The organism is Acetobacter pasteurianus subsp. pasteurianus LMG 1262 = NBRC 106471, from assembly GCF_000285275.1.
GTDB classification, from domain to species: Bacteria; Pseudomonadota; Alphaproteobacteria; order Acetobacterales; family Acetobacteraceae; genus Acetobacter; species Acetobacter pasteurianus.
Genome location: NZ_CADO01000005.1, coordinates 41,906 through 59,535, shown reverse-complemented (window position 1 = coordinate 59,535; position 17,630 = coordinate 41,906). Strand labels below are relative to the sequence as shown.

The window sequence follows — 17,630 nt, the reverse complement described above, 5'->3', positions numbered from 1 at the left end:
CTTGCTGCCGGTAATACATGGTGTCTTCATCAAGATAGGAGCCCAATAAACATGGGCTCCTATGAACCTTACTTAACGAGCAAGAGGTTTGTACTGGATGCGGCCAGGTTCTGTAGCCTCTGGCCCCAAACGGCGGCGCTTGTCTTCTTCATATGCCTGGAAGTTCCCTTCAAACCATTCCACATGGGAATCGCCTTCAAAGGCCAGAATATGCGTTGCCAGACGGTCCAGGAACCAGCGATCATGCGAGATCACCACAGCGCAACCGGGGAATTCTGCCAGCGCATCTTCCAACGCACGCAGGGTATCCACATCCAAATCGTTGGTCGGTTCGTCCAACAGGATCACGTTGCTTTCCTGCCGCAGCATCTTGGCCAGATGCACGCGGTTGCGCTCACCACCAGAAAGCACGCCTACCTTCTTCTGCTGGTCAGACCCTTTAAAGTTAAAGGCCCCAACATAGGCGCGTGAAGGCACAGCCCGCTTACCCAGATAGATGACATCCGTGCCGCCGGAAATTTCTTCCCACACGGTTTTGTCTGCATCGAGATCATCACGAGACTGATCAACGTAGCCAAGCTTTACGGTTTCACCGATCTTCAGATCACCCGCATCTGGCTTTTCCTGCCCGATAATCATTTTGAACAGGGTGGATTTACCAGCACCGTTCGGGCCGATAACCCCCACAATACCACCCGGTGGCAGCTTGAAATTGAGGTTATCAATCAGCAGACGTTCACCAAAACCCTTGGTCAGGTTTTCGGCTTCAATAACAGTGCCGCCAAGGCGGGGGCCGGGCGGAATAACAATGTCTGCAACGCCGCTAACTTTTTCAGCACTGGCAGCCAGCATTTCCTCATATTTGGTAATACGAGCCTTGCTTTTGGTCTGCCGAGCTTTGGGGCTGGCGTTAATCCATTCCTGTTCCGCAGCCAATGCACGCTGGCGGGAACTTTCTTCCTTTTCTTCCTGTGCCAGGCGCTTGCGCTTCTGTTCCAGCCAGGAGGAATAGTTGCCTTCAAACGGAATGCCGCGGCCACGCTCGATTTCCAGAATCCAGTTGGTCACGTTGTCCAGGAAGTAACGGTCATGGGTAATGACCATCACAGTGCCATCGTAATCCTTCAGTGTGCGTTCAAGCCACGCAACGCTTTCAGCATCCAAATGGTTGGTTGGTTCGTCCAGCAGCAGCAGGTCGGGCTTTTCCAGCAACAGGCGGCACAGGGCCACGCGGCGGCGCTCACCACCAGAAAGTTTATCTACCGGGCTATCTGCGGGCGGGCAGCGCAGGGCATCCAGCGCAATATCCAGCTTGCGGTCCAGCTCCCAGCCATCACCGGCATCAATCTTTTCCTGCAATTCGGCCTGTTCGGCCAGCAGGGCGTTCATTTCTTCATCTTCCATGGGCTCGGCAAAGCGGGCGGAAATCTCGTTAAACCGATCTACGGCCTTTTTGAGATCACCAAAGCCCAGAGCCACGTTTTCGCCCACGGTCAGCTTGGGGTCTAGCTGCGGTTCCTGCTCCAGATAGCCAACACGCACACCTTCTGCGGCCCATGCCTCACCACCGAATTCCTTATCGATGCCGGCCATGATTTTCAGCAGGGTAGACTTACCAGCACCGTTCACACCCAGAATGCCGATTTTGGCACCCGGCATGAAGGACAGCGTGATGCCTTTGAACACTTCACGCCCGCCGGGATAGGACTTTGTCAGATCCTTCATGACATAAACGTATTGATAGGATGCCATGATAATGAACTCCCGTAATGCGGATGGGTAAGATAAAAGGGCGGGTGCGACCACATCGGCGCAGCAAGCTGTTATCGCCTGCGCCCGGCAGGACTTGAACCCGCAACCAAGCCGTTATGAGCGGCCCGCTCTAACCAATTGAGCTACGGGCGCGCAGGCGGGTTCCTGATTACGCAACCTGAGCGATTTGGCAAGGGTTTCTGTGCTGAAAACTGCCACCTGGCATGAAAAACGCATTACTCTTGGCAAGCGGGCATCTGCCAGATAGGGTTTGCCGCCTTTAATTTTTCAGCTCTGGAGCAGTCTTCAATGGACGTTTCAAAACTTTCCCCCGGCAAAGATGTGCCGTTTGATATTAACGTCGTGATCGAAATTCCGCAGGGTTCTTCTGTCAAATACGAAATCGACAAAGAAAGCGGCGCCCTTGTTGTGGACCGTTTCCTGTTTACGCCCATGGCTTACCCCACCGCTTACGGCTTTATCCCCAACACGCTGGCCGCTGACGGTGACCCGACGGACGCCCTGGTGCTGACCCCGCACAATGTTGTGCCCGGCTGCGTGATTCGCGCCCGCCCGATTGGCGTTCTGAAGATGGAAGACGAATCCGGTCAGGACGAAAAAATCATCTGCGTACCGCACGACAAAGTGCACCCGCAGTTCACCAAAGTGGAAAGCGTGAGCGATCTGCCGGAAATTACCGTGCAGGCCATCGAGCACTTCTTCACCCGCTATAAAGACCTCGAAAAAGGCAAATGGGTGAAAGTGACCGGTTGGGGCACGAAGGAAGAAGCAGGCGAGTTCATTGTAAAAGCTCTGGAAGCTGCAAAAGGCAAATAAGCCGCCTTTGCACTCTGCTTACAAAAAGCTGCGGCAGCTTCTGCTCCGCAGCTTTTTTCTTGCCTCATACCCTGCGCAAAAAGAGTTCTCCCAGAAAACGACTTATCAAGCGCGCCCTTGCCCTCCAATATGAAGCACGCGGATATTGGAGAAAACCAGCATGCCCATTCCGGGGTCTCCCCTTCCCTCACGCCAGCCCGTTCTCTTTCTCCCTCATGGGGGTGGCCCCTGCTTTTTTATGGACTGGCCCGATACGTGGGACCGGATGGCGGAATATCTCCGCAGCACACAAAGCACCCTGCCCCGCAAACCTGATGCCATTCTGGTGGTTTCCGGCCATTGGGAGGAAGACATCCCCACCGTTACGGCTGCCCCCAATCCACCGCTCATTTATGATTACTATGGCTTTCCGCCACATACCTATCAGCTACAATACCCGGCACCGGGCAGCCCGGCGCTGGCGAGCACTGTTTGTAACCTTTTGCATGAAGCTGGCATGCCATGTGCCACAGACGAAGAGCGCGGGTTCGACCACGGCGTTTTCATCCCTTTCATGCTGGCGTTTGAAAACGCCGATATTCCGATTGTAGAGCTATCCCTGCTGAAAAGCATGGAGCCCGCAGCCCATATTGCCCTTGGGGCTGCTCTGGAGCCTCTGCGCGCCCAGAATGTGCTAATTGTTGGCACGGGCATGACCTATCATAACCTACGCCACTTTATGAACGGCTCCCCCGCGACCAATCAGGCTGCACAAGAATTTGATACATGGTTGGCAAAAGCGGTGACTGCCCCACCAGTTGAGCGCAATATCCAGCTTTTACACTGGGCCTCTGCACCCGGCGCACGTGTCTGCCACCCGCGCGAGGAACATTTACTGCCACTTATGGTGGCCGCAGGTGCCGCTGGGCAGGATGAAGGCATACGCACGTATAGCGATACAGTTTTAGGTAAAGCGCTATCTGGATTCCGCTTCGGTTAGAGGCGGAAAAAACTTACCGGAAACTTTCTGTTTGCTCAGGAGCTATCCCTCTCAAAGCTCTCGTTTTTGAAGGAACAGCTTATGAGCACTCTTTTCCCGCGCCCTTTCCTGACACTTGTGGGATTAACCTTTGTTCTCTCAACAGCTCAAGCTGCTCCAGCCTTTTCCGCTGTTGAACAGGGAAATTACGCCGTAGATCCCAACCACACACAGGTGGTGTTTTCTGTGCTCCATCTGGGCTTTACCAATTATACCGGCTTTTTCTCAAACGCATCGGGCACGCTTGCACTTGATCCTGCCCAGCCAGCAGAATCCCGGCTGAGCGTTTCCATCCCTGTTGGCAGCATTCTGACACCCAGCACCAAGCTGACCGAAGAGCTGAAAACATCTGAGTGGTTTGATGTGGCCCACTACCCCAAGGCTGAATTTGTTTCCTCCAAAATCACACAAACCGGCACAGACACCGCCGATATTGAAGGGCAATTCACGCTACATGGCATTACACAGCCACTCATCCTGCATGCACGCTTTATAGGTGCGGGGCAAAACCCCATGAACAAAACCTATACTGTGGGCTTTCAGGCCACGGGGGAGCTCAAACGCAGTGCCTATGGCATAAAAACCTATGTGCCTATGGTGGCAGACAAAGTGGAGCTTTCCATTGCTGGTGCGTTTGAAAAGGCAAAATAAGCCATTCCATTCAAAAGAAATTGCCGTTTTTCTGGGTGTAGCGAGAGAAAATTTTCCTGAAATGAATTTTTTTATGAAAACCCTGTTGCCAAACGCGAAAACATCGCTATAAAGCGCGACATACCAACGCACGAAAGCGCGTTGAAACTGCGGGTGTAGCTCAGTTGGTTAGAGCGCCGGCCTGTCACGCCGGAGGTCGCGGGTTCGAGCCCCGTCACTCGCGCCACTTTATTTCCTTAAAAATTTATTTTCTTTAGGAACACAAAAGTGGTGCGGCCTGCTTTTGTCCGGCTGCTAAGCAGCCGGAAGTAAGGCTTTTCAGCTTCAATCACCTAAAGCGCTGGCACCCTGCAGAATAACTGCAACGGCATGCACTGTGGCAGCAATACGCGCAGCTGTTTGCACGGCAGATGCCCCCAATGCTTCACGCACGATCTTTTCATGGCTGGTCACGCACAGATCACACCCGTTGATCACAGAAACAGCCAGACACCACAGTTCAAAATCAGCTTTTTCTACGCCGGGCTTCGCAATCACGCTCATGCGCAGCTGTGCAGGCATTTTGGAATATTCACCACCTGCCATGTGCACAAAGCGATAGTAAATATTGTTCATGGCCATAATGGCGTTGGCTGATTTAGCTGCCGTCAGTGCTTCCGGTGACAGTGTTGAAGCAAACTGCGCCACAATGGCTGATGTTACTTCATCATTCCGGGCTGCCAATGCAGATGCCACAAATGTGCCTGCAAGCTGCTGCGGTGTCAGCGTAACATCATTGGCCAAGGAGCTGAGATTAAGCCGCAGATCCTTGGCATAATCGGGAATACGATCCTTGATTGCATCAATGGACATAGCGTTTTCCAGTTTTCAGGTTATTCGGGAAAAATCAGACGCATAGCGCCAGCACGGTTTTTGCCGCGTAAGCTGCACCATTATCTGGCGCAGTTGGTAACCACATCAGGGCCACCGCCTCCCCCTTCATGGAAGAAGGCAACGGGTGGCATATGCCACCCGCACCGCCTCATCCGCCCCGCAGGCCGGATGAAATTTTCAGGCTCAGACTTTAATAAAGTCGTCACCCTTCTTCCAGTTACATGGGCACAGTTCGTCGCTCTGCAGGCCATCCAGAATACGCAGGATTTCCTGTGGGTTACGACCAACGGACAGATCGTTGACGGACACGTGGCGAATCACGCCATGCGGGTCCACAACAAAGGTAGCGCGCAGGGCAACGCCGGCTTCTTTAGCCAGAACGCCTGTGCCTTCTGTCAGCTCACGCTTGATGTCAGCCAGCATCGGGATCGGCAGATCCTTCAGGTCATCATGATGCAGGCGCCAGTTAAGGTGCACGAACTGGCTGTCGATGGACACACCGTACACAACGGCATCACGATCAGCGAAGTCTTTGGCCAGCTTACCGAAAGCAACGATTTCTGTCGGGCAGACGAACGTGAAGTCCATCGGCCAGAAGAATACGATCTTCCACTTACCGGCATCGCTCTTGTCAGAAATCTGAACGAAGTCGCCCTTCAGGCCTTCCGGGCCACCAGGAACGGCGGTCAGATCAAAGCTTGGAAATTTATCGCCAACTGTCAGCATAATCTTGCTCCTTATAGCTTGGCACACGCCATGCAGCACCAACATGCCACCGGCTGTGTTGTCCTGTATGGCGCGGCTTTTTCATTTAAGCCAATGAATATTTTATATCAAAATCATTGAAGTATTCGATGAAATGCCGAACATTTGCCTCTCAGATACATTGCATCAGGAAATCACGCCGTGCTGCCGCTGCCTTCTGCCCAGCAATTACGCTATCTGATCACCCTTTCAGAACTGCGCCATTTCGGGCGGGCCGCCGCCGCTTGCGCTGTAACGCAATCCACCCTTTCCGCTGGCATTATGGCGCTGGAACGCCAGCTTGATGCCCCTTTGCTGGACCGCACCGTGAGCAAAAAAGTGGTGTTCACCCCTTTGGGGCACGAAATTGCGCTCAAGGCCCGGCAGGCACTAGCCGCGCTGGAAGCCGTGCCACAACTGGCAGCCGCAGCCCGCACACCACTGACAGGGCCATTACGAGTCGGCATTATTCCAACCATCGGGCCATTTCTGATTCCGCAGCTTGTGCGTAATCTGCGTGAACATTTCCCGCGCCTTTTGCTCTCCATTACGGAAGACACCACCGAACATCTGCTTGAAAAGCTCTCACTCGGCCAATTGGATATACTGGTGCTGGCCATGCCCTGCCTGTGTGATGGCACTGAAACGCACCCATTATGGCAAGACCCCTTCCGGGTGATTATGCCGCCCGACCATCCATTTTCTGCCTTACCTGCCGTGCCGGCTTCTCAGTTATCCGAACACAGCATGATCATGATGGAAGATGGCCACTGCCTGCGCGATCAAACTCTGGCCATCTGCCGCCAAAGCCCAAGCCGCAGCGGATCTGAAGGCGAAAGCGACTCCACCTTTACCGCCATGTCTCTTCACTCCATGGCCGAAATGGTGGAACTAGGGTTGGGCATTGCTATCATGCCGGAACTGGCCATCCATGCGGGCATTCTGCATGGGCGCAACCTTATTGCCCGCCCCCTCACCAGTGATCTGGCGCGGCGCACCATTGGGTTGGCATGGCGGCCGAGATCTCCCCGCGCAGCCGATTTTCAGACACTTGCCACAACCTTTTCGGCTCTGGCCCCACCTGTATCCACCTCTCGCAAAACAAATAAAGCCGTTAAATTATAAGAAAATGCGCCCGAAACTGCGAGAAATATTGACTCTAACGCACGCACCCGGTATGTGCCGAGCCAACTTATTTTGTACGTCCATCAGCATCGGCGGAGAAAACGGGCCATGAAAATCAGAAACAGCCTGAAGTCGGCCAAAGTGCGCGATAAAGACTGCCGTGTAGTGCGTCGTCGCGGCCGGGTTTATGTTATCAACAAGAAGAACCCTCGCATGAAAGCTCGTCAGGGCTAATTTCATGCCTCATCCGGCCCTCTTTGGCTGGCTGAACACGCATGCCATGCGTAAAACCCGTTTTTCCGCTTGCCGGAGAAACGGGTTTTTGTTTGTCGGCCTCTGCGCAATATATGCTGGCCTTCCTGCCACGGTGTGGGCACAAGCCAATGCGCCGACAGCCCCCTCCGCGCCTTTACAGGCAAATACGGCTACGCAACATCCCAGCAGCGTTGCTGAGCAGATAAAACAGCTCTCTACGGCATTGGCTCATGCCAAAACGCCAGAAGAAGCTCATGGTCTGCAAGAAAAGCTGGAAGCCCTCCGCTCCGCCAAACTCTCCCCCACCACACAGCTTTTGGTCCGTCGGGCTGAAAAAGACCTGACAACTGATAAGCCAGATGATGCGGTAGAAGACATAGGCGATGCCCTAGCCCTGCAACCCGACCAAGCCATTCTATGGCGCACACGCGCCCAAATGCGCCTTGTGGCTGGAGACCTAAAAGGAGCCATCACCGACATTGGTGAGGCTTTGCAGCGTGATCCGCTGGATGTGGAAAGCTGGAGCCTTCTGGCCAGTGTTGAAGAACATCGCAACGATGGCAAAGCTGCCCTGAAAGCATGGCAGAAGGTGCTGGAACTCAGCCCCATGACAGACCGCAACCACAAGCGGCTGGATGCACTGCACATCAAAGCCTACGGGCAACCTACCTGATAGGGAATCGGGCCTTTAGGCCTGCTTGTTCTCTATCAGGCTTTTGCGAATTTTACGGCCCCGCTCAATCCGATCCACAATATAATCAGAATCTTCCCACCGGATGGCGCGCGCCATGGCCTGCGCATCTTCCATAAACCGGCCCAGCATTTCCAGCAGTGCTTCGCGATTAGACAGGAAGATATCCCGCCACATGATGGGATCTGATGCTGCAATACGCGTAAAATCCCGAAACCCGGATGCAGCAAAATCCAACACTTCGGAGCGCGTTTCGCTCGCCAGATCATCTGCTGTGCCACAAATGGTGAAAGCCAGCAAATGCGGCAGATGGCTTACAATGGCGCAAACACGATCATGATGTGCGGGTGTCATTTCACGCAAACGGGCACCGCAACGCTCCCACAAGGTGCGTACTTTTTGCAGCGCCTCTGCGGTGGTGCAGTCTAACGGCGTAATCAGGCACCAACGATTCTCAAACAAATCTGCCAGCCCGGCATCTGGGCCAGAAAATTCTGTGCCTGCCATGGGGTGCGTAGGCACGTAAGACACATCTGCCCGAAGTGAAGGGCTAATAGCCTCAATCACCGATACTTTGGTAGAGCCAACATCAGTCAATATCGCGCCGGGCTTCATGGCCGGAACAACTTGTGCGGCCACTGGCCCCATAGCGCCAACAGGCACGCATAACATCACGCAATCCGCCTGTGCGGCTGCGGCTGCGGCATCTGTTGTCACTTCATCCGCAATACCCAGTTCCGCCACACGGGCACATACATTTGGGCTCTGATCCACCGCTATAAGCTTGCGGGCCAGATTTCCCTCCGCCTGTGCGCGCCGCAGTACGGAAGACCCGATAAGCCCCGGCCCAATAACAGCCAGCGTATCAAAAACAGGCACAGTGTTCTCAGCCAAGGTGGGAATCCTTCACCACTGAAGAAGGTGGGGGATAAGCAGCCTTGTCCTCATCCGTTTTATCATTACCCCGCAAACCGTGCATTTCCATGAACTGCCACGCCAATAGAACGGGAATGCCAATAATGATCTCACGCCCGCGGCGCAGCAGGGAAAGCCCCAGCGAGACAGAAGGATCAATACCAAAAGCATGGCCCAGCGCCATATAGGCCCCTTCCTGCACACCCAGACTACCGGGCACCAGAAAGCCCAAAGACATGATGGCGCAGGTGACACCTTCCACGGCAACGGCATTGGGGAAGGAAAGATGCGCCCCCAAAAAACGTGCCGTCAGCCAAAGCATGGCCGCGCTGCCCAGCCATCCCACAAAATGGTACAGCGCAGAACGGCAGATATGCCACGGGCGGCTCCATGCAGCTTCCATCTGCTCTTGCAGATCATCCGCGCCTTGCGTGAGATTTTCATGCCATTGGGAGGCAAGGCTGCGGGTAAATGTGCCACCAAATTTACGGAACAGATTACCACCATGCCGCTGGGTCCAGATAAACCCGGCGGTACCTGCAATCAGGAACACCGCGCCACACACCACGGGCACAACAAACGGGCTGGAACGCTGATGCGCCACCAGAAAAGCAACAGCCAGCAGCACAAACGCCACCTGCCCCATCACTTCCGTGGTGATATCTACCAGATTGGCGCAAGCGGCCTCTGGCAACGCTACTTCCCGCTTATCGCCTTTATAAAACCCATGCGATGAGCACGTGGCCCGAATGCCGATAACAATGCCACCAAGCTGAGAAAAAGGCAGACATGTTGCTGCGGCGTCACGCACCATACGGGCAGACAACAGCCTGAAATAGCCCAGTTCGGGAAAAGCCGCATGCCAGGCCAGCCCCAGAACGCCATCTACCAGCAACTGGCAGCATACCATTACAAGAAAGCCGCCCAGACCTATACGCATAACAGCATGCAAAACGGAATCGAAACCGCTCCATGCCATTGCTGCCGTAACGGCCACAAGCCCGAGAAAAGTAAGAAAAACCGTAAGCTTCTTCAAGGCCCCAGCTCTGTCTGTCCAGCACACCCAAGGCCCTTTGCCATGTGGTAAAAAGCAAAAAACGCATCAGTGTGTGTGTGTGATTGGTCCGTCCCCTTACACCACCACGGGGTCTGGCGCCACCTCGGACAGCAGGATAAAGAAACAGACCTGCCGTTCGGGATTAACGTCCTTACCACTTTTTATTTACGTATCGTACCTCTGGGGGAGCGTATATTCTCATGACTGCCCATACCCTCGTAACCGGCGCAACAGGCTTTGTTGGTTCCGCCGTAGCCCGCACTTTGCTGGAACGGGGGCATTCCCTGCGGCTAATGGTGCGCGATGGCAGCGACAAACGCAATATTGCCGATATTCCTGCCGATCTGGTGGACGGTGACCTTTCTCGCCCCGAAACCTTTGCCCGTGCGGTAGAAGGCTGCCGCTACGTGTTTCACGTTGCGGCTGATTACCGCCTGTGGGTGCCAGACCCCGGCCCCATGATGACGGCAAACGTAGAGGGCACGCGCCAGCTTATGCTTGCGGCAAAAGCGGCTGGTGTTGAAAAAATTGTGTATTGTTCCTCTGTCGCAGCATTGGGCCTGATTGGTGATGGCTCCATTGCCGATGAAAACACGCCTGTGCAGGAACATGCCGTTATTGGCATTTACAAGCGCTCCAAATACCGGGCCGAGCAGGAAGTGCTGCAACTGGTGCGTGATCAAGGGCTACCGGCTGTTATCGTTAACCCCTCCACCCCTGTTGGCCCGCGAGACATCAAGCCTACCCCCACCGGGCAGATGATTCTGGATTGCGCCGCTGGCCGCATGCCTGCCTATGTGGATACAGGCGTGAACATTGTGCATGTAGATGACGTGGCAGAAGGCCATGCGCTGGCGCTGGAACGCGGCACAATTGGCGAAAAATATATTCTGGGTGGAGAAAATTACCTGCTGGGCGATCTGTTCGCCATGGTTTCAGAAATTGCCCACGTGCCGCCACCAAAAATCCGGCTGCCACAGGAAGTGATCTGGCCTGTAGCTATTGTATCCGAATGGCTTTCCCGCTCCTTTGGCATCAACCCACGCGTTACGCGTGAGATGCTGGCCATGTCGCGCAAGAAAATGTTCTTCTCGTCCGATAAAGCCAAGCGTGAACTGGGGTATAACCCGCGCCCAGCCCGCAAGGCAGTAGAAGATGCCATTACCTGGTTCCGCAATAACGGCATGCTGAAATAGGAGCGCAGCGGTGATACTGGCTCTGGCTATTTTATGCGCCATTATCTGGATCGGGCTGATATTTTTTCATGGAAAGTTCTGGCAAGCTGGCCCCATTCTGCGCCCTGCAGAGGCAGGCCGAACGCATATGGACATTGCGCCGGATGTTACGGTGGTTGTGCCTGCCCGAGATGAAGCTGATTCCATCCAGCCCGCCCTTTCCTCTCTGCTGGCGCAGGATTACGTGGGCCGCCTTTCCGTTATTTTGGTAAATGATCGCAGCACGGATAATACCGGCGCATTGGCCCGTGCTCTGCCAGACCCCCATAACCGGCTGACAGTTGTAGATGGGGCAGATCCTTCTGCCGGGTGGAGTGGCAAACTATGGGCCGTTGCCCAAGGTGTGGCAGAAGCCGAACGCCAATGTGCAGATGGCAGCGGTTACATGCTGTTTACAGATGCAGATATTCTTCATGCACCTGCGCATGTTTCTACCTTGGTGGCCAAGGCACAAACAGACCGCCTGCACATGGTTTCCGAAATGGTGGAACTCCAGTGCGAAAGCCTTGCCGAGCGCGCCTTGGTGCCAGCTTTCGTGTTCTTTTTTGCCCTGCTTTACCCGTTTGCCAAAGTGAACAACCCCAAGGATAAAACAGCCGGGGCCGCAGGTGGCACCATTTTACTGCGGCGTGATATGCTCCGCCAGATTGGTGGCATTGAAGCCCTGCGTGGCGCCTTGATAGATGACTGCACATTGGCAAGCTGCGTTAAACAGGCAGGCGGCCACTTGTATCTGGGGCATTCCTGCCTGGCAAAATCTGTACGTCCCTATCCAACGGCTGGTGATATCTGGCGTATGATTGCACGTACAGCTTATGTGCAGTTGCGCTTTTCCCCTACGCTACTGGTGCTGACAGTATTAGCCATGATGATCGTATGGCTTGCCCCTGCAGCACTTGCTTTTCTGGCACACGGGCCCGCACAATGGGTAGGAGCGGCCACATTGGTGGCCTCTCTTTGCTCCTTTATCCCCACGTTACGGCGCTTTCGCCTTTCGCCCTTATGGGCATTGGCATTGCCGTTTATCGCGCTGTTTTATACAGCCGCCACAATCGGGTCTGCCCTTAACCATCACCGGGGCAAAGGTGTGGTCTGGAAAGACCGCGCCTACACCGAAGCCATCCCTAATGATGGGCGCGCACTAGAGCAAAAAAGCCGGCGCGCCTAAAATATATCTTAAGGCCTCCCTCTGGGCAGGGCCGCAGTTAAGGGATAGGCATTCCCAGCAGCCTCATGTAAATCACGAGGCTGCCCTTACCGCGCAATCATATTGAGCCAGGCATGACCAACACAACCAGCGTATGGGGAACAGCAGACGTTTCATCCGGCAAGGGAGCTTCGGATGAAAACTTTCCCGTCGGTTCCCTGCTAATCAGCAAAAGGCTGCGCCCGCACGTGCATGCCTATTATGATTACGCGCGTGTTATTGATGACATTGCAGACAGCGAAACGCTTGCCCCAGATGACAAGATTACACGCCTGAATGCAATGGAAGAGGTTCTGCTGGGCAAGCGCGAACCTATCAACCGGCCCGATGCCCAAAGTGCGGCCACGCTGCGCCAGTCTTTGCTGCAAACACATGTGCCGTTTGAAACAGCAACCGATCTGCTGATCGCTTTCCGTGACGATTCGCGCGGGCATGTCTATCAAACATGGAATGATCTGCTGCAATACTGCCGATATTCCGCCAACCCCGTGGGCCGTTACCTGATCGGCCTGCATGAAGAATCTTCCGCGGCTTTTGCCCCTTCCGATGCACTTTGCACATCACTGCAAATCCTGAACCACCTTCAGGATTGCGCGGGAGACCTCAAACGCCTGAAACGCTGCTATATTCCGGCAGACCTGATGCAACGCTGCGGCACATCGCAAGATGATCTGCTGGCAGGCAGCACCTCTCCTGCCATGCGGCGCGTTTTCAACACCATGCTGGATGGCGTGGATGCCCTGAACCAACAGGCATCCGCCTTGGCCGCCCATATTCGTGACCGCCGGTTCCGTATGGAATGTGCTGCCATTGTAGACTTGGCACACTGCCTCACCCGCCGTTTGCGGCGTGAAGACCCTCTGGCAGGACGTGTGGCTTTGCGCCGGGCAGACGGCATGCATGCAGCCATTGCGGCCCTGCGGGCATGGGCATGACCTTTCCGAATGGCAGAACTTCTGTAAAAAGAGCCTGACCAAATAACTTTGACAATCGAACAACAAGTGAGAAGCGCGTGACAACCCCAGACATCCAGATGCATGACGAGCCGACCCCCCTTGGGTGTGATCCTGCTGATCTTGCCTGGGTGGAAAGCACGGTCAAACAGGCAGGAACTTCCTTTGCCGCTGGCATGCGCATCCTGCCCCCCATGCGCCGTTACGGCATGTATGCCATTTACGCTTTCTGCCGTGTGGTGGACGATATTGCCGATGGGCTTGCCCCGCTGGCAGAACGCACGCAGGCGTTGGAAGAATGGCACAAAAAGATTGCCCACCTGTATCAGGACCGGCTTGAAACCCCACATGAGCCGCTGGAGCGCGTTCTACTGGCTGCCATTCCGTTCTTTGCCCTGCAACAGGCAGATTTTGATGCCATTATTGATGGCATGCTGATGGATACGGCCAGCCCGATTGTGGCGCCGGATGAAAAAACGCTGGACCTTTACTGTGACCGCGTTGCCGCTGCCGTAGGCCGTTTGTCTGTGCGTATCTTTGGTGAATGCTCTGATGAAGGCAATAAAGTAGCCTATCATCTGGGCCGCGCCCTGCAGTTGACCAACATCCTGCGTGATCTGCCCGAAGATGCCGCACGCGGCCGCCTGTATCTGCCTTCTGATCTACTGGACCGGTTTAATGTGCCGCATGATCCGGTAAAGGCGCTTACGGCACCCGGCTTGCAGGAAGTTACCAAAATCATTGCCGCCCGTGCGCAGGATCACTTCACCACGGCTTTTGCCACCATGAAGCTCTGCCGCCCGCGCACCATGCTGCCAGCTCGCATTATGGGCGCCAGCTATGAAACGGTGCTGAAAAACCTGCGCAAACGTGGCTGGGGCCCTGATGTGCTGCGTCAGCTGCCTGAAAGCTCCACCGTGGGCAAGGTTTACGCGCTCGCCTGCTCTTATCTCCCCTGATCGCACGATAAGGAAACGGTGATGACAGGCACTCTGCATATTATTGGCGCGGGCATGGCCGGTTTGGCTGCTGCGGTGGAAGCCGCAGGCTCCGGCCCACGTATTATCGTGCACGAAGCTGGCCGCGCCTGCGGTGGGCGTGCGCGCTCTTATATGGACCGTCAGCTTGGTTGCCGGATTGATAACGGCAACCACCTGCTGCTTTCTGCCAACAAAACCGTTTTCCGTTATCTGGGGCTTACTGGCGCGCTGGATACCTTAACAGGCCCCCACGCGCCGCTTTTCCCCTTTGTGGATCTAGCCGAAGATGCCCGCTGGACATTAAACCTCTCTCGCGGGCGTATGCCGTGGTGGGTGTTTCAGCCGCATCGGCGTGTGCCGGATATGCGTCTGCCAGATTTGCGCAGCCTGTACCGTCTGATGAATGCTGGCGAAAACGAAACCGTTGCTGATTGCCTGCTACCCGGTGCCTTGGCACGGCGGCTGTTAGAACCGTTTGCTATTTCTGCCCTCAATACACTTACCGATACCGGAAGTGCCGCATTGCTGGGCGCTGTTATTCGTGAATCCCTTTCCTTGGGTGGTACTGCCTGTATTCCGTGGTTTGCCAAGGACGGTCTTTCCGAAACCTTGGTAGATCCGGCCCTCAAGCACCTACAGGATATGAATGTAGAAGTGCGCACTCAAAGCCGCATTACCGGTGTGGAAGAAGCGCGCGGACGCATTACAACCCTGCATACGCCCGAAGAAGACATTGCCTTGGGGCCTGATGATTCCATCATCATGGCTGTGCCCGCCCCTGTGGCGCACACACTGCTGGCCAACAAGATTGCAGGCATAACCGTTCCAACAGAATTTGAAAGCATTCTGAACCTGCATTTCCGGCTGGATGAACGCCCCATTCCACAAGGCTCTTTTGCGCAATGTGGATTTATGGGCGTTATTGGCGGTGTAACGGAATGGGTTTTCCTGCGTGAAAACATCCTGTCCGTTACTGTAAGCGCTGCCAACCGCTATGCAGACCAGAATCAGGATGATCTGGCCCGCACCATCTGGCAGGAAGTTTGCCGCGCTTGTGATGCCGTGCTGGAGCAACCTCTGCCGCCCGCACCGGCAGCCCAACGAGTTGTGTGGGAAAAACGCGCAACCTTTGCCGCCACGCCAGAACAAAACCGCCTGCGCTGCGGCCCAGCCACACCTTTGGTAAATCTGGCTCTGGCCGGAGACTGGACAAACACCGGCCTGCCCGCAACCCTTGAAGGGGCCATGCGGTCTGGCGTGCAGGCTGTTCATACTTTGGGCATCAAACACCCACAGTAATGACCCTTTAAAACACACTCCGCTCTAAACAGCTTTACGCTTGCAAGCAGAAAGGATTTTCTGACATGGCCGCCGATGGGAGTGCTCTTTCCGAATCACGCCTTTCTTCAGAGGCTCTGGATCGTGCGGTCCTTAGTGCGCATACGGCGCTCAGTCAGGCCCAGCAAGATGATGGGCATTGGGTTTATGAACTGGAAGCCGATGCCACCATTCCTGCTGAATATATCCTGCTCGAACATTTCATGGACAGGATTGATGATGCGCTGGAGCAGAAAATTGCCATCTACCTGCGCCGCATCCAAAGCGAAGAACACGGCGGCTGGCCTCTTTACCACAATGGCAAGTTTGACCTTTCAGCCACTGTAAAAGCCTATTTCGCGCTGAAAGCTGTGGGGGATGATATTAACGCCCCCCATATGCAACGTGCGCGAGAAGCCATTCTAGATCATGGCGGCGCAGAACGCTCAAACGTATTCACACGCTCCCAGCTTGCTCTGTTTGGGGAAGTGCCGTGGCGCGCAACCCCGGTTATGCCGGTAGAGTTAATGCTTCTACCAGCCAAGGCATTCTTTTCCGTGTGGAATATGTCTTACTGGTCTCGCACCGTTATTGCCCCGCTTCTGGTGCTGGCAGCCCTGCGCCCTGTGGCGGCAAATCCGCGGCAAGTTCATGTACGCGAGCTGTTTGTAACGCCACCAGAAAAAGTACAGGACTGGATCCGCGGCCCTTATCGCTCTGCATGGGGGTATGTTTTTAAAGGGCTGGATAGCGTTTTACGGCCGGTCGTGCCGTTTGTTCCCGAAAAAACACATAAAAAGGCTATTCAAGCCGCCCTTGATTTTATCGAGCCTCGCCTGAACGGCAAAGATGGATTGGGGGCTATTTACCCCGCCATGGCCAATGTGGTGATGATGTATCGGGCCATGGGCGTGCCGGATGAAGACCCACGTGCAAAAACGGCATGGGAAGCCGTGCAGGCCCTCATCGTTGAAAAAGACGACGAAGCTTACTGCCAGCCCTGTGTTTCCCCCATTTGGGACACCGGACTTTCTGGCCATGCCATGATTGAGGCAGCCTCCGGCCCCAATGGAATCGCACCAGAAAAAACTGTTGCTGAGCTGAAAAAAGCCTCTGCATGGCTCCGCAGCAAGCAGATCCTGAACGTGAAGGGAGATTGGGCTGTTCGTAACCCCAATCTGGCTCCCGGTGGGTGGGCTTTCCAATACGGAAACGACTATTACCCGGATGTGGATGATACAGCCGTAGTAGGCATGTTGCTGCACCGTGAAGGCGACCCCGCAAATGCTGAAGCCATTGAGCGCGCACGCACATGGATTGTGGGCATGCAAAGCACAGATGGTGGCTGGGGTGCTTTTGATATCGACAACAACAAGGATGTGCTCAACCACATTCCCTTTGCCGATCACGGCGCCTTACTAGACCCACCTACTGCCGATGTTACCGCCCGCTGCATCTCCTTTCTGGCCCAATTGCGGAACCCGGAAGATGAACCCGTTATTCAACGCGGGCTGGAGTATCTGCGCAAAGAGCAGGAAAAAGATGGCTCCTGGTTTGGGCGCTGGGGCACAAACTACATTTACGGCACATGGTCTGCCCTGTGCGCCCTGAATGCTGCTGGCGTTTCCCACGATGACCCTGCCGTGGTGAAAGCTGTGGAATGGCTACGCTCCGTCCAGCGTGCAGATGGTGGCTGGGGTGAAGGTTGCGAATCTTATGAAGGCGGCCCGCACGGCACATATGGCGAAAGCCTGCCCTCGCAAACTGCATGGGCTGTGCTGGGGCTGATGGCCGCAGGACGGCGGGATGATCCAGCCGTAACACGCGGTATTGCATGGTTGGCAGACCAACAGGATGCGAACGGGGAATGGCATGAAGACCCCTATAATGCTGTTGGCTTCCCCAAAGTGTTTTACCTGCGTTACCACGGCTATAAGCAGTTCTTCCCGCTTATGGCGTTAGCGCGCTATCGCAACCTTGAAAGCAGCAATACGCGCCGCGTTTCCTTTGGATTCTAAAT

General features: G+C 55.0%; 17 protein-coding genes and 2 tRNA genes. 13 read left to right on the top strand and 6 right to left on the bottom strand.

Annotated features, from left to right (window positions below):
• Positions 1 to 72: 72 nt before the first annotated feature.
• Together ettA and APA10_RS01935 are read right to left on the bottom strand one after the other, a co-directional pair.
• Complete coding sequence (gene ettA / locus APA10_RS01940) at positions 73 to 1,752, bottom strand: energy-dependent translational throttle protein EttA (protein ID WP_003625655.1); 1,680 nt, start codon at positions 1,750 to 1,752, stop codon at positions 73 to 75.
• Positions 1,753 to 1,831: 79 nt separating this feature from the next.
• Positions 1,832 to 1,905, bottom strand: a tRNA-Ile gene (locus APA10_RS01935).
• A 156-nt stretch (positions 1,906 to 2,061) separates the two neighbouring features.
• On the opposite strand from APA10_RS01935, the gene ppa reads away from it, so the two are divergent.
• From ppa to APA10_RS01915, 4 genes are all read left to right on the top strand, one after another.
• On the top strand, positions 2,062 to 2,589 hold the full coding sequence (ppa, locus tag APA10_RS01930) for an inorganic diphosphatase (RefSeq protein WP_003625653.1): 528 nt from the start codon (positions 2,062 to 2,064) through the stop codon (positions 2,587 to 2,589).
• A 160-nt stretch (positions 2,590 to 2,749) separates the two neighbouring features.
• On the top strand, positions 2,750 to 3,568 hold the full coding sequence (locus APA10_RS01925) for a DODA-type extradiol aromatic ring-opening family dioxygenase (RefSeq protein WP_003629202.1): 819 nt from the start codon (positions 2,750 to 2,752) through the stop codon (positions 3,566 to 3,568).
• Between the two features lie 81 nt (positions 3,569 to 3,649).
• Positions 3,650 to 4,258, top strand: coding sequence for a YceI family protein (locus tag APA10_RS01920; protein WP_035365752.1), 609 nt, complete (start codon positions 3,650 to 3,652; stop codon positions 4,256 to 4,258).
• Between the two features lie 149 nt (positions 4,259 to 4,407).
• Positions 4,408 to 4,484, top strand: a tRNA-Asp gene (locus tag APA10_RS01915).
• A 98-nt stretch (positions 4,485 to 4,582) separates the two neighbouring features.
• On the opposite strand, the gene APA10_RS01910 is transcribed toward APA10_RS01915, so the two are convergent.
• Together APA10_RS01910 and APA10_RS01905 are read right to left on the bottom strand one after the other, a co-directional pair.
• On the bottom strand, positions 4,583 to 5,110 hold the full coding sequence (locus APA10_RS01910) for a carboxymuconolactone decarboxylase family protein (RefSeq protein ID WP_003625645.1): 528 nt from the start codon (positions 5,108 to 5,110) through the stop codon (positions 4,583 to 4,585).
• 204 nt (positions 5,111 to 5,314) lie between these two features.
• A complete protein-coding gene (locus APA10_RS01905) occupies positions 5,315 to 5,857 on the bottom strand; it encodes a peroxiredoxin (protein ID WP_012812366.1) in 543 nt (180 codons plus the stop codon).
• Between the two features lie 180 nt (positions 5,858 to 6,037).
• On the opposite strand from APA10_RS01905, the gene APA10_RS01900 reads away from it, so the two are divergent.
• The 3 genes from APA10_RS01900 (at position 6,038) to APA10_RS01890 (ending at position 7,928) form a co-directional block, all read left to right on the top strand.
• Complete coding sequence (locus tag APA10_RS01900) at positions 6,038 to 7,000, top strand: hydrogen peroxide-inducible genes activator (protein ID WP_003629198.1); 963 nt, start codon at positions 6,038 to 6,040, stop codon at positions 6,998 to 7,000.
• 108 nt (positions 7,001 to 7,108) lie between these two features.
• On the top strand, positions 7,109 to 7,234 hold the full coding sequence (gene ykgO / locus APA10_RS14385; protein WP_003625637.1) for a type B 50S ribosomal protein L36: 126 nt from the start codon (positions 7,109 to 7,111) through the stop codon (positions 7,232 to 7,234).
• Between the two features lie 4 nt (positions 7,235 to 7,238).
• Positions 7,239 to 7,928: a tetratricopeptide repeat protein gene (locus APA10_RS01890; RefSeq protein WP_003629196.1), complete on the top strand. Its 690-nt coding sequence runs from the start codon at positions 7,239 to 7,241 to the stop codon at positions 7,926 to 7,928.
• A gap of 15 nt (positions 7,929 to 7,943) precedes the next feature.
• On the opposite strand, the gene APA10_RS01885 is transcribed toward APA10_RS01890, so the two are convergent.
• Together APA10_RS01885 and APA10_RS01880 are read right to left on the bottom strand one after the other, a co-directional pair.
• Complete coding sequence (locus APA10_RS01885; protein ID WP_003629195.1) at positions 7,944 to 8,825, bottom strand: prephenate/arogenate dehydrogenase family protein; 882 nt, start codon at positions 8,823 to 8,825, stop codon at positions 7,944 to 7,946.
• Between the two features lie 7 nt (positions 8,826 to 8,832).
• On the bottom strand, positions 8,833 to 9,924 hold the full coding sequence (locus APA10_RS01880; protein ID WP_003625629.1) for a lysylphosphatidylglycerol synthase domain-containing protein: 1,092 nt from the start codon (positions 9,922 to 9,924) through the stop codon (positions 8,833 to 8,835).
• Between the two features lie 194 nt (positions 9,925 to 10,118).
• Between APA10_RS01880 and hpnA the strand changes: the two genes are divergently transcribed.
• From hpnA to shc, 6 genes are all read left to right on the top strand, one after another.
• Positions 10,119 to 11,114, top strand: coding sequence for a hopanoid-associated sugar epimerase (gene hpnA / locus APA10_RS01875; protein WP_003629194.1), 996 nt, complete (start codon positions 10,119 to 10,121; stop codon positions 11,112 to 11,114).
• Positions 11,115 to 11,124: 10 nt separating this feature from the next.
• Entirely contained in the window at positions 11,125 to 12,321 is a 1,197-nt protein-coding gene (locus APA10_RS01870; protein WP_003629193.1) for a glycosyltransferase, read from the top strand.
• Positions 12,322 to 12,434: 113 nt separating this feature from the next.
• Entirely contained in the window at positions 12,435 to 13,295 is an 861-nt protein-coding gene (gene hpnC / locus APA10_RS01865) for a squalene synthase HpnC (protein WP_003629191.1), read from the top strand.
• Between the two features lie 98 nt (positions 13,296 to 13,393).
• A complete protein-coding gene (gene hpnD, locus APA10_RS01860) occupies positions 13,394 to 14,272 on the top strand; it encodes a presqualene diphosphate synthase HpnD (protein WP_012812363.1) in 879 nt (292 codons plus the stop codon).
• Positions 14,273 to 14,293: 21 nt separating this feature from the next.
• On the top strand, positions 14,294 to 15,592 hold the full coding sequence (hpnE, locus tag APA10_RS01855) for a hydroxysqualene dehydroxylase HpnE (protein WP_035365748.1): 1,299 nt from the start codon (positions 14,294 to 14,296) through the stop codon (positions 15,590 to 15,592).
• A gap of 65 nt (positions 15,593 to 15,657) precedes the next feature.
• Positions 15,658 to 17,628, top strand: a complete 1,971-nt coding sequence (gene shc, locus APA10_RS01850; protein WP_003629187.1) for a squalene--hopene cyclase — start codon at positions 15,658 to 15,660, stop codon at positions 17,626 to 17,628.
• The last annotated feature ends 2 nt before the right edge of the window (positions 17,629 to 17,630 follow it).

Bases quoted from the DNA above. Each gene is read 5' to 3' on its own strand.
- ettA (WP_003625655.1), bottom strand. From the start codon at position 1,752: ATGGCATCCTATCAATACGTTTATGTCATGAAGGATCTGACAAAGTCC.
- ppa (WP_003625653.1), top strand. From the start codon at position 2,062: ATGGACGTTTCAAAACTTTCCCCCGGCAAAGATGTGCCGTTTGATATT.
- APA10_RS01925 (WP_003629202.1), top strand. From the start codon at position 2,750: ATGCCCATTCCGGGGTCTCCCCTTCCCTCACGCCAGCCCGTTCTCTTT.
- APA10_RS01920 (WP_035365752.1), top strand. From the start codon at position 3,650: ATGAGCACTCTTTTCCCGCGCCCTTTCCTGACACTTGTGGGATTAACC.
- APA10_RS01910 (WP_003625645.1), bottom strand. From the start codon at position 5,110: ATGTCCATTGATGCAATCAAGGATCGTATTCCCGATTATGCCAAGGAT.
- APA10_RS01905 (WP_012812366.1), bottom strand. From the start codon at position 5,857: ATGCTGACAGTTGGCGATAAATTTCCAAGCTTTGATCTGACCGCCGTT.
- ykgO (WP_003625637.1), top strand. From the start codon at position 7,109: ATGAAAATCAGAAACAGCCTGAAGTCGGCCAAAGTGCGCGATAAAGAC.
- APA10_RS01890 (WP_003629196.1), top strand. From the start codon at position 7,239: ATGCCTCATCCGGCCCTCTTTGGCTGGCTGAACACGCATGCCATGCGT.
- hpnA (WP_003629194.1), top strand. From the start codon at position 10,119: ATGACTGCCCATACCCTCGTAACCGGCGCAACAGGCTTTGTTGGTTCC.
- hpnC (WP_003629191.1), top strand. From the start codon at position 12,435: ATGACCAACACAACCAGCGTATGGGGAACAGCAGACGTTTCATCCGGC.
- hpnD (WP_012812363.1), top strand. From the start codon at position 13,394: ATGCATGACGAGCCGACCCCCCTTGGGTGTGATCCTGCTGATCTTGCC.
- hpnE (WP_035365748.1), top strand. From the start codon at position 14,294: ATGACAGGCACTCTGCATATTATTGGCGCGGGCATGGCCGGTTTGGCT.
- shc (WP_003629187.1), top strand. From the start codon at position 15,658: ATGGCCGCCGATGGGAGTGCTCTTTCCGAATCACGCCTTTCTTCAGAG.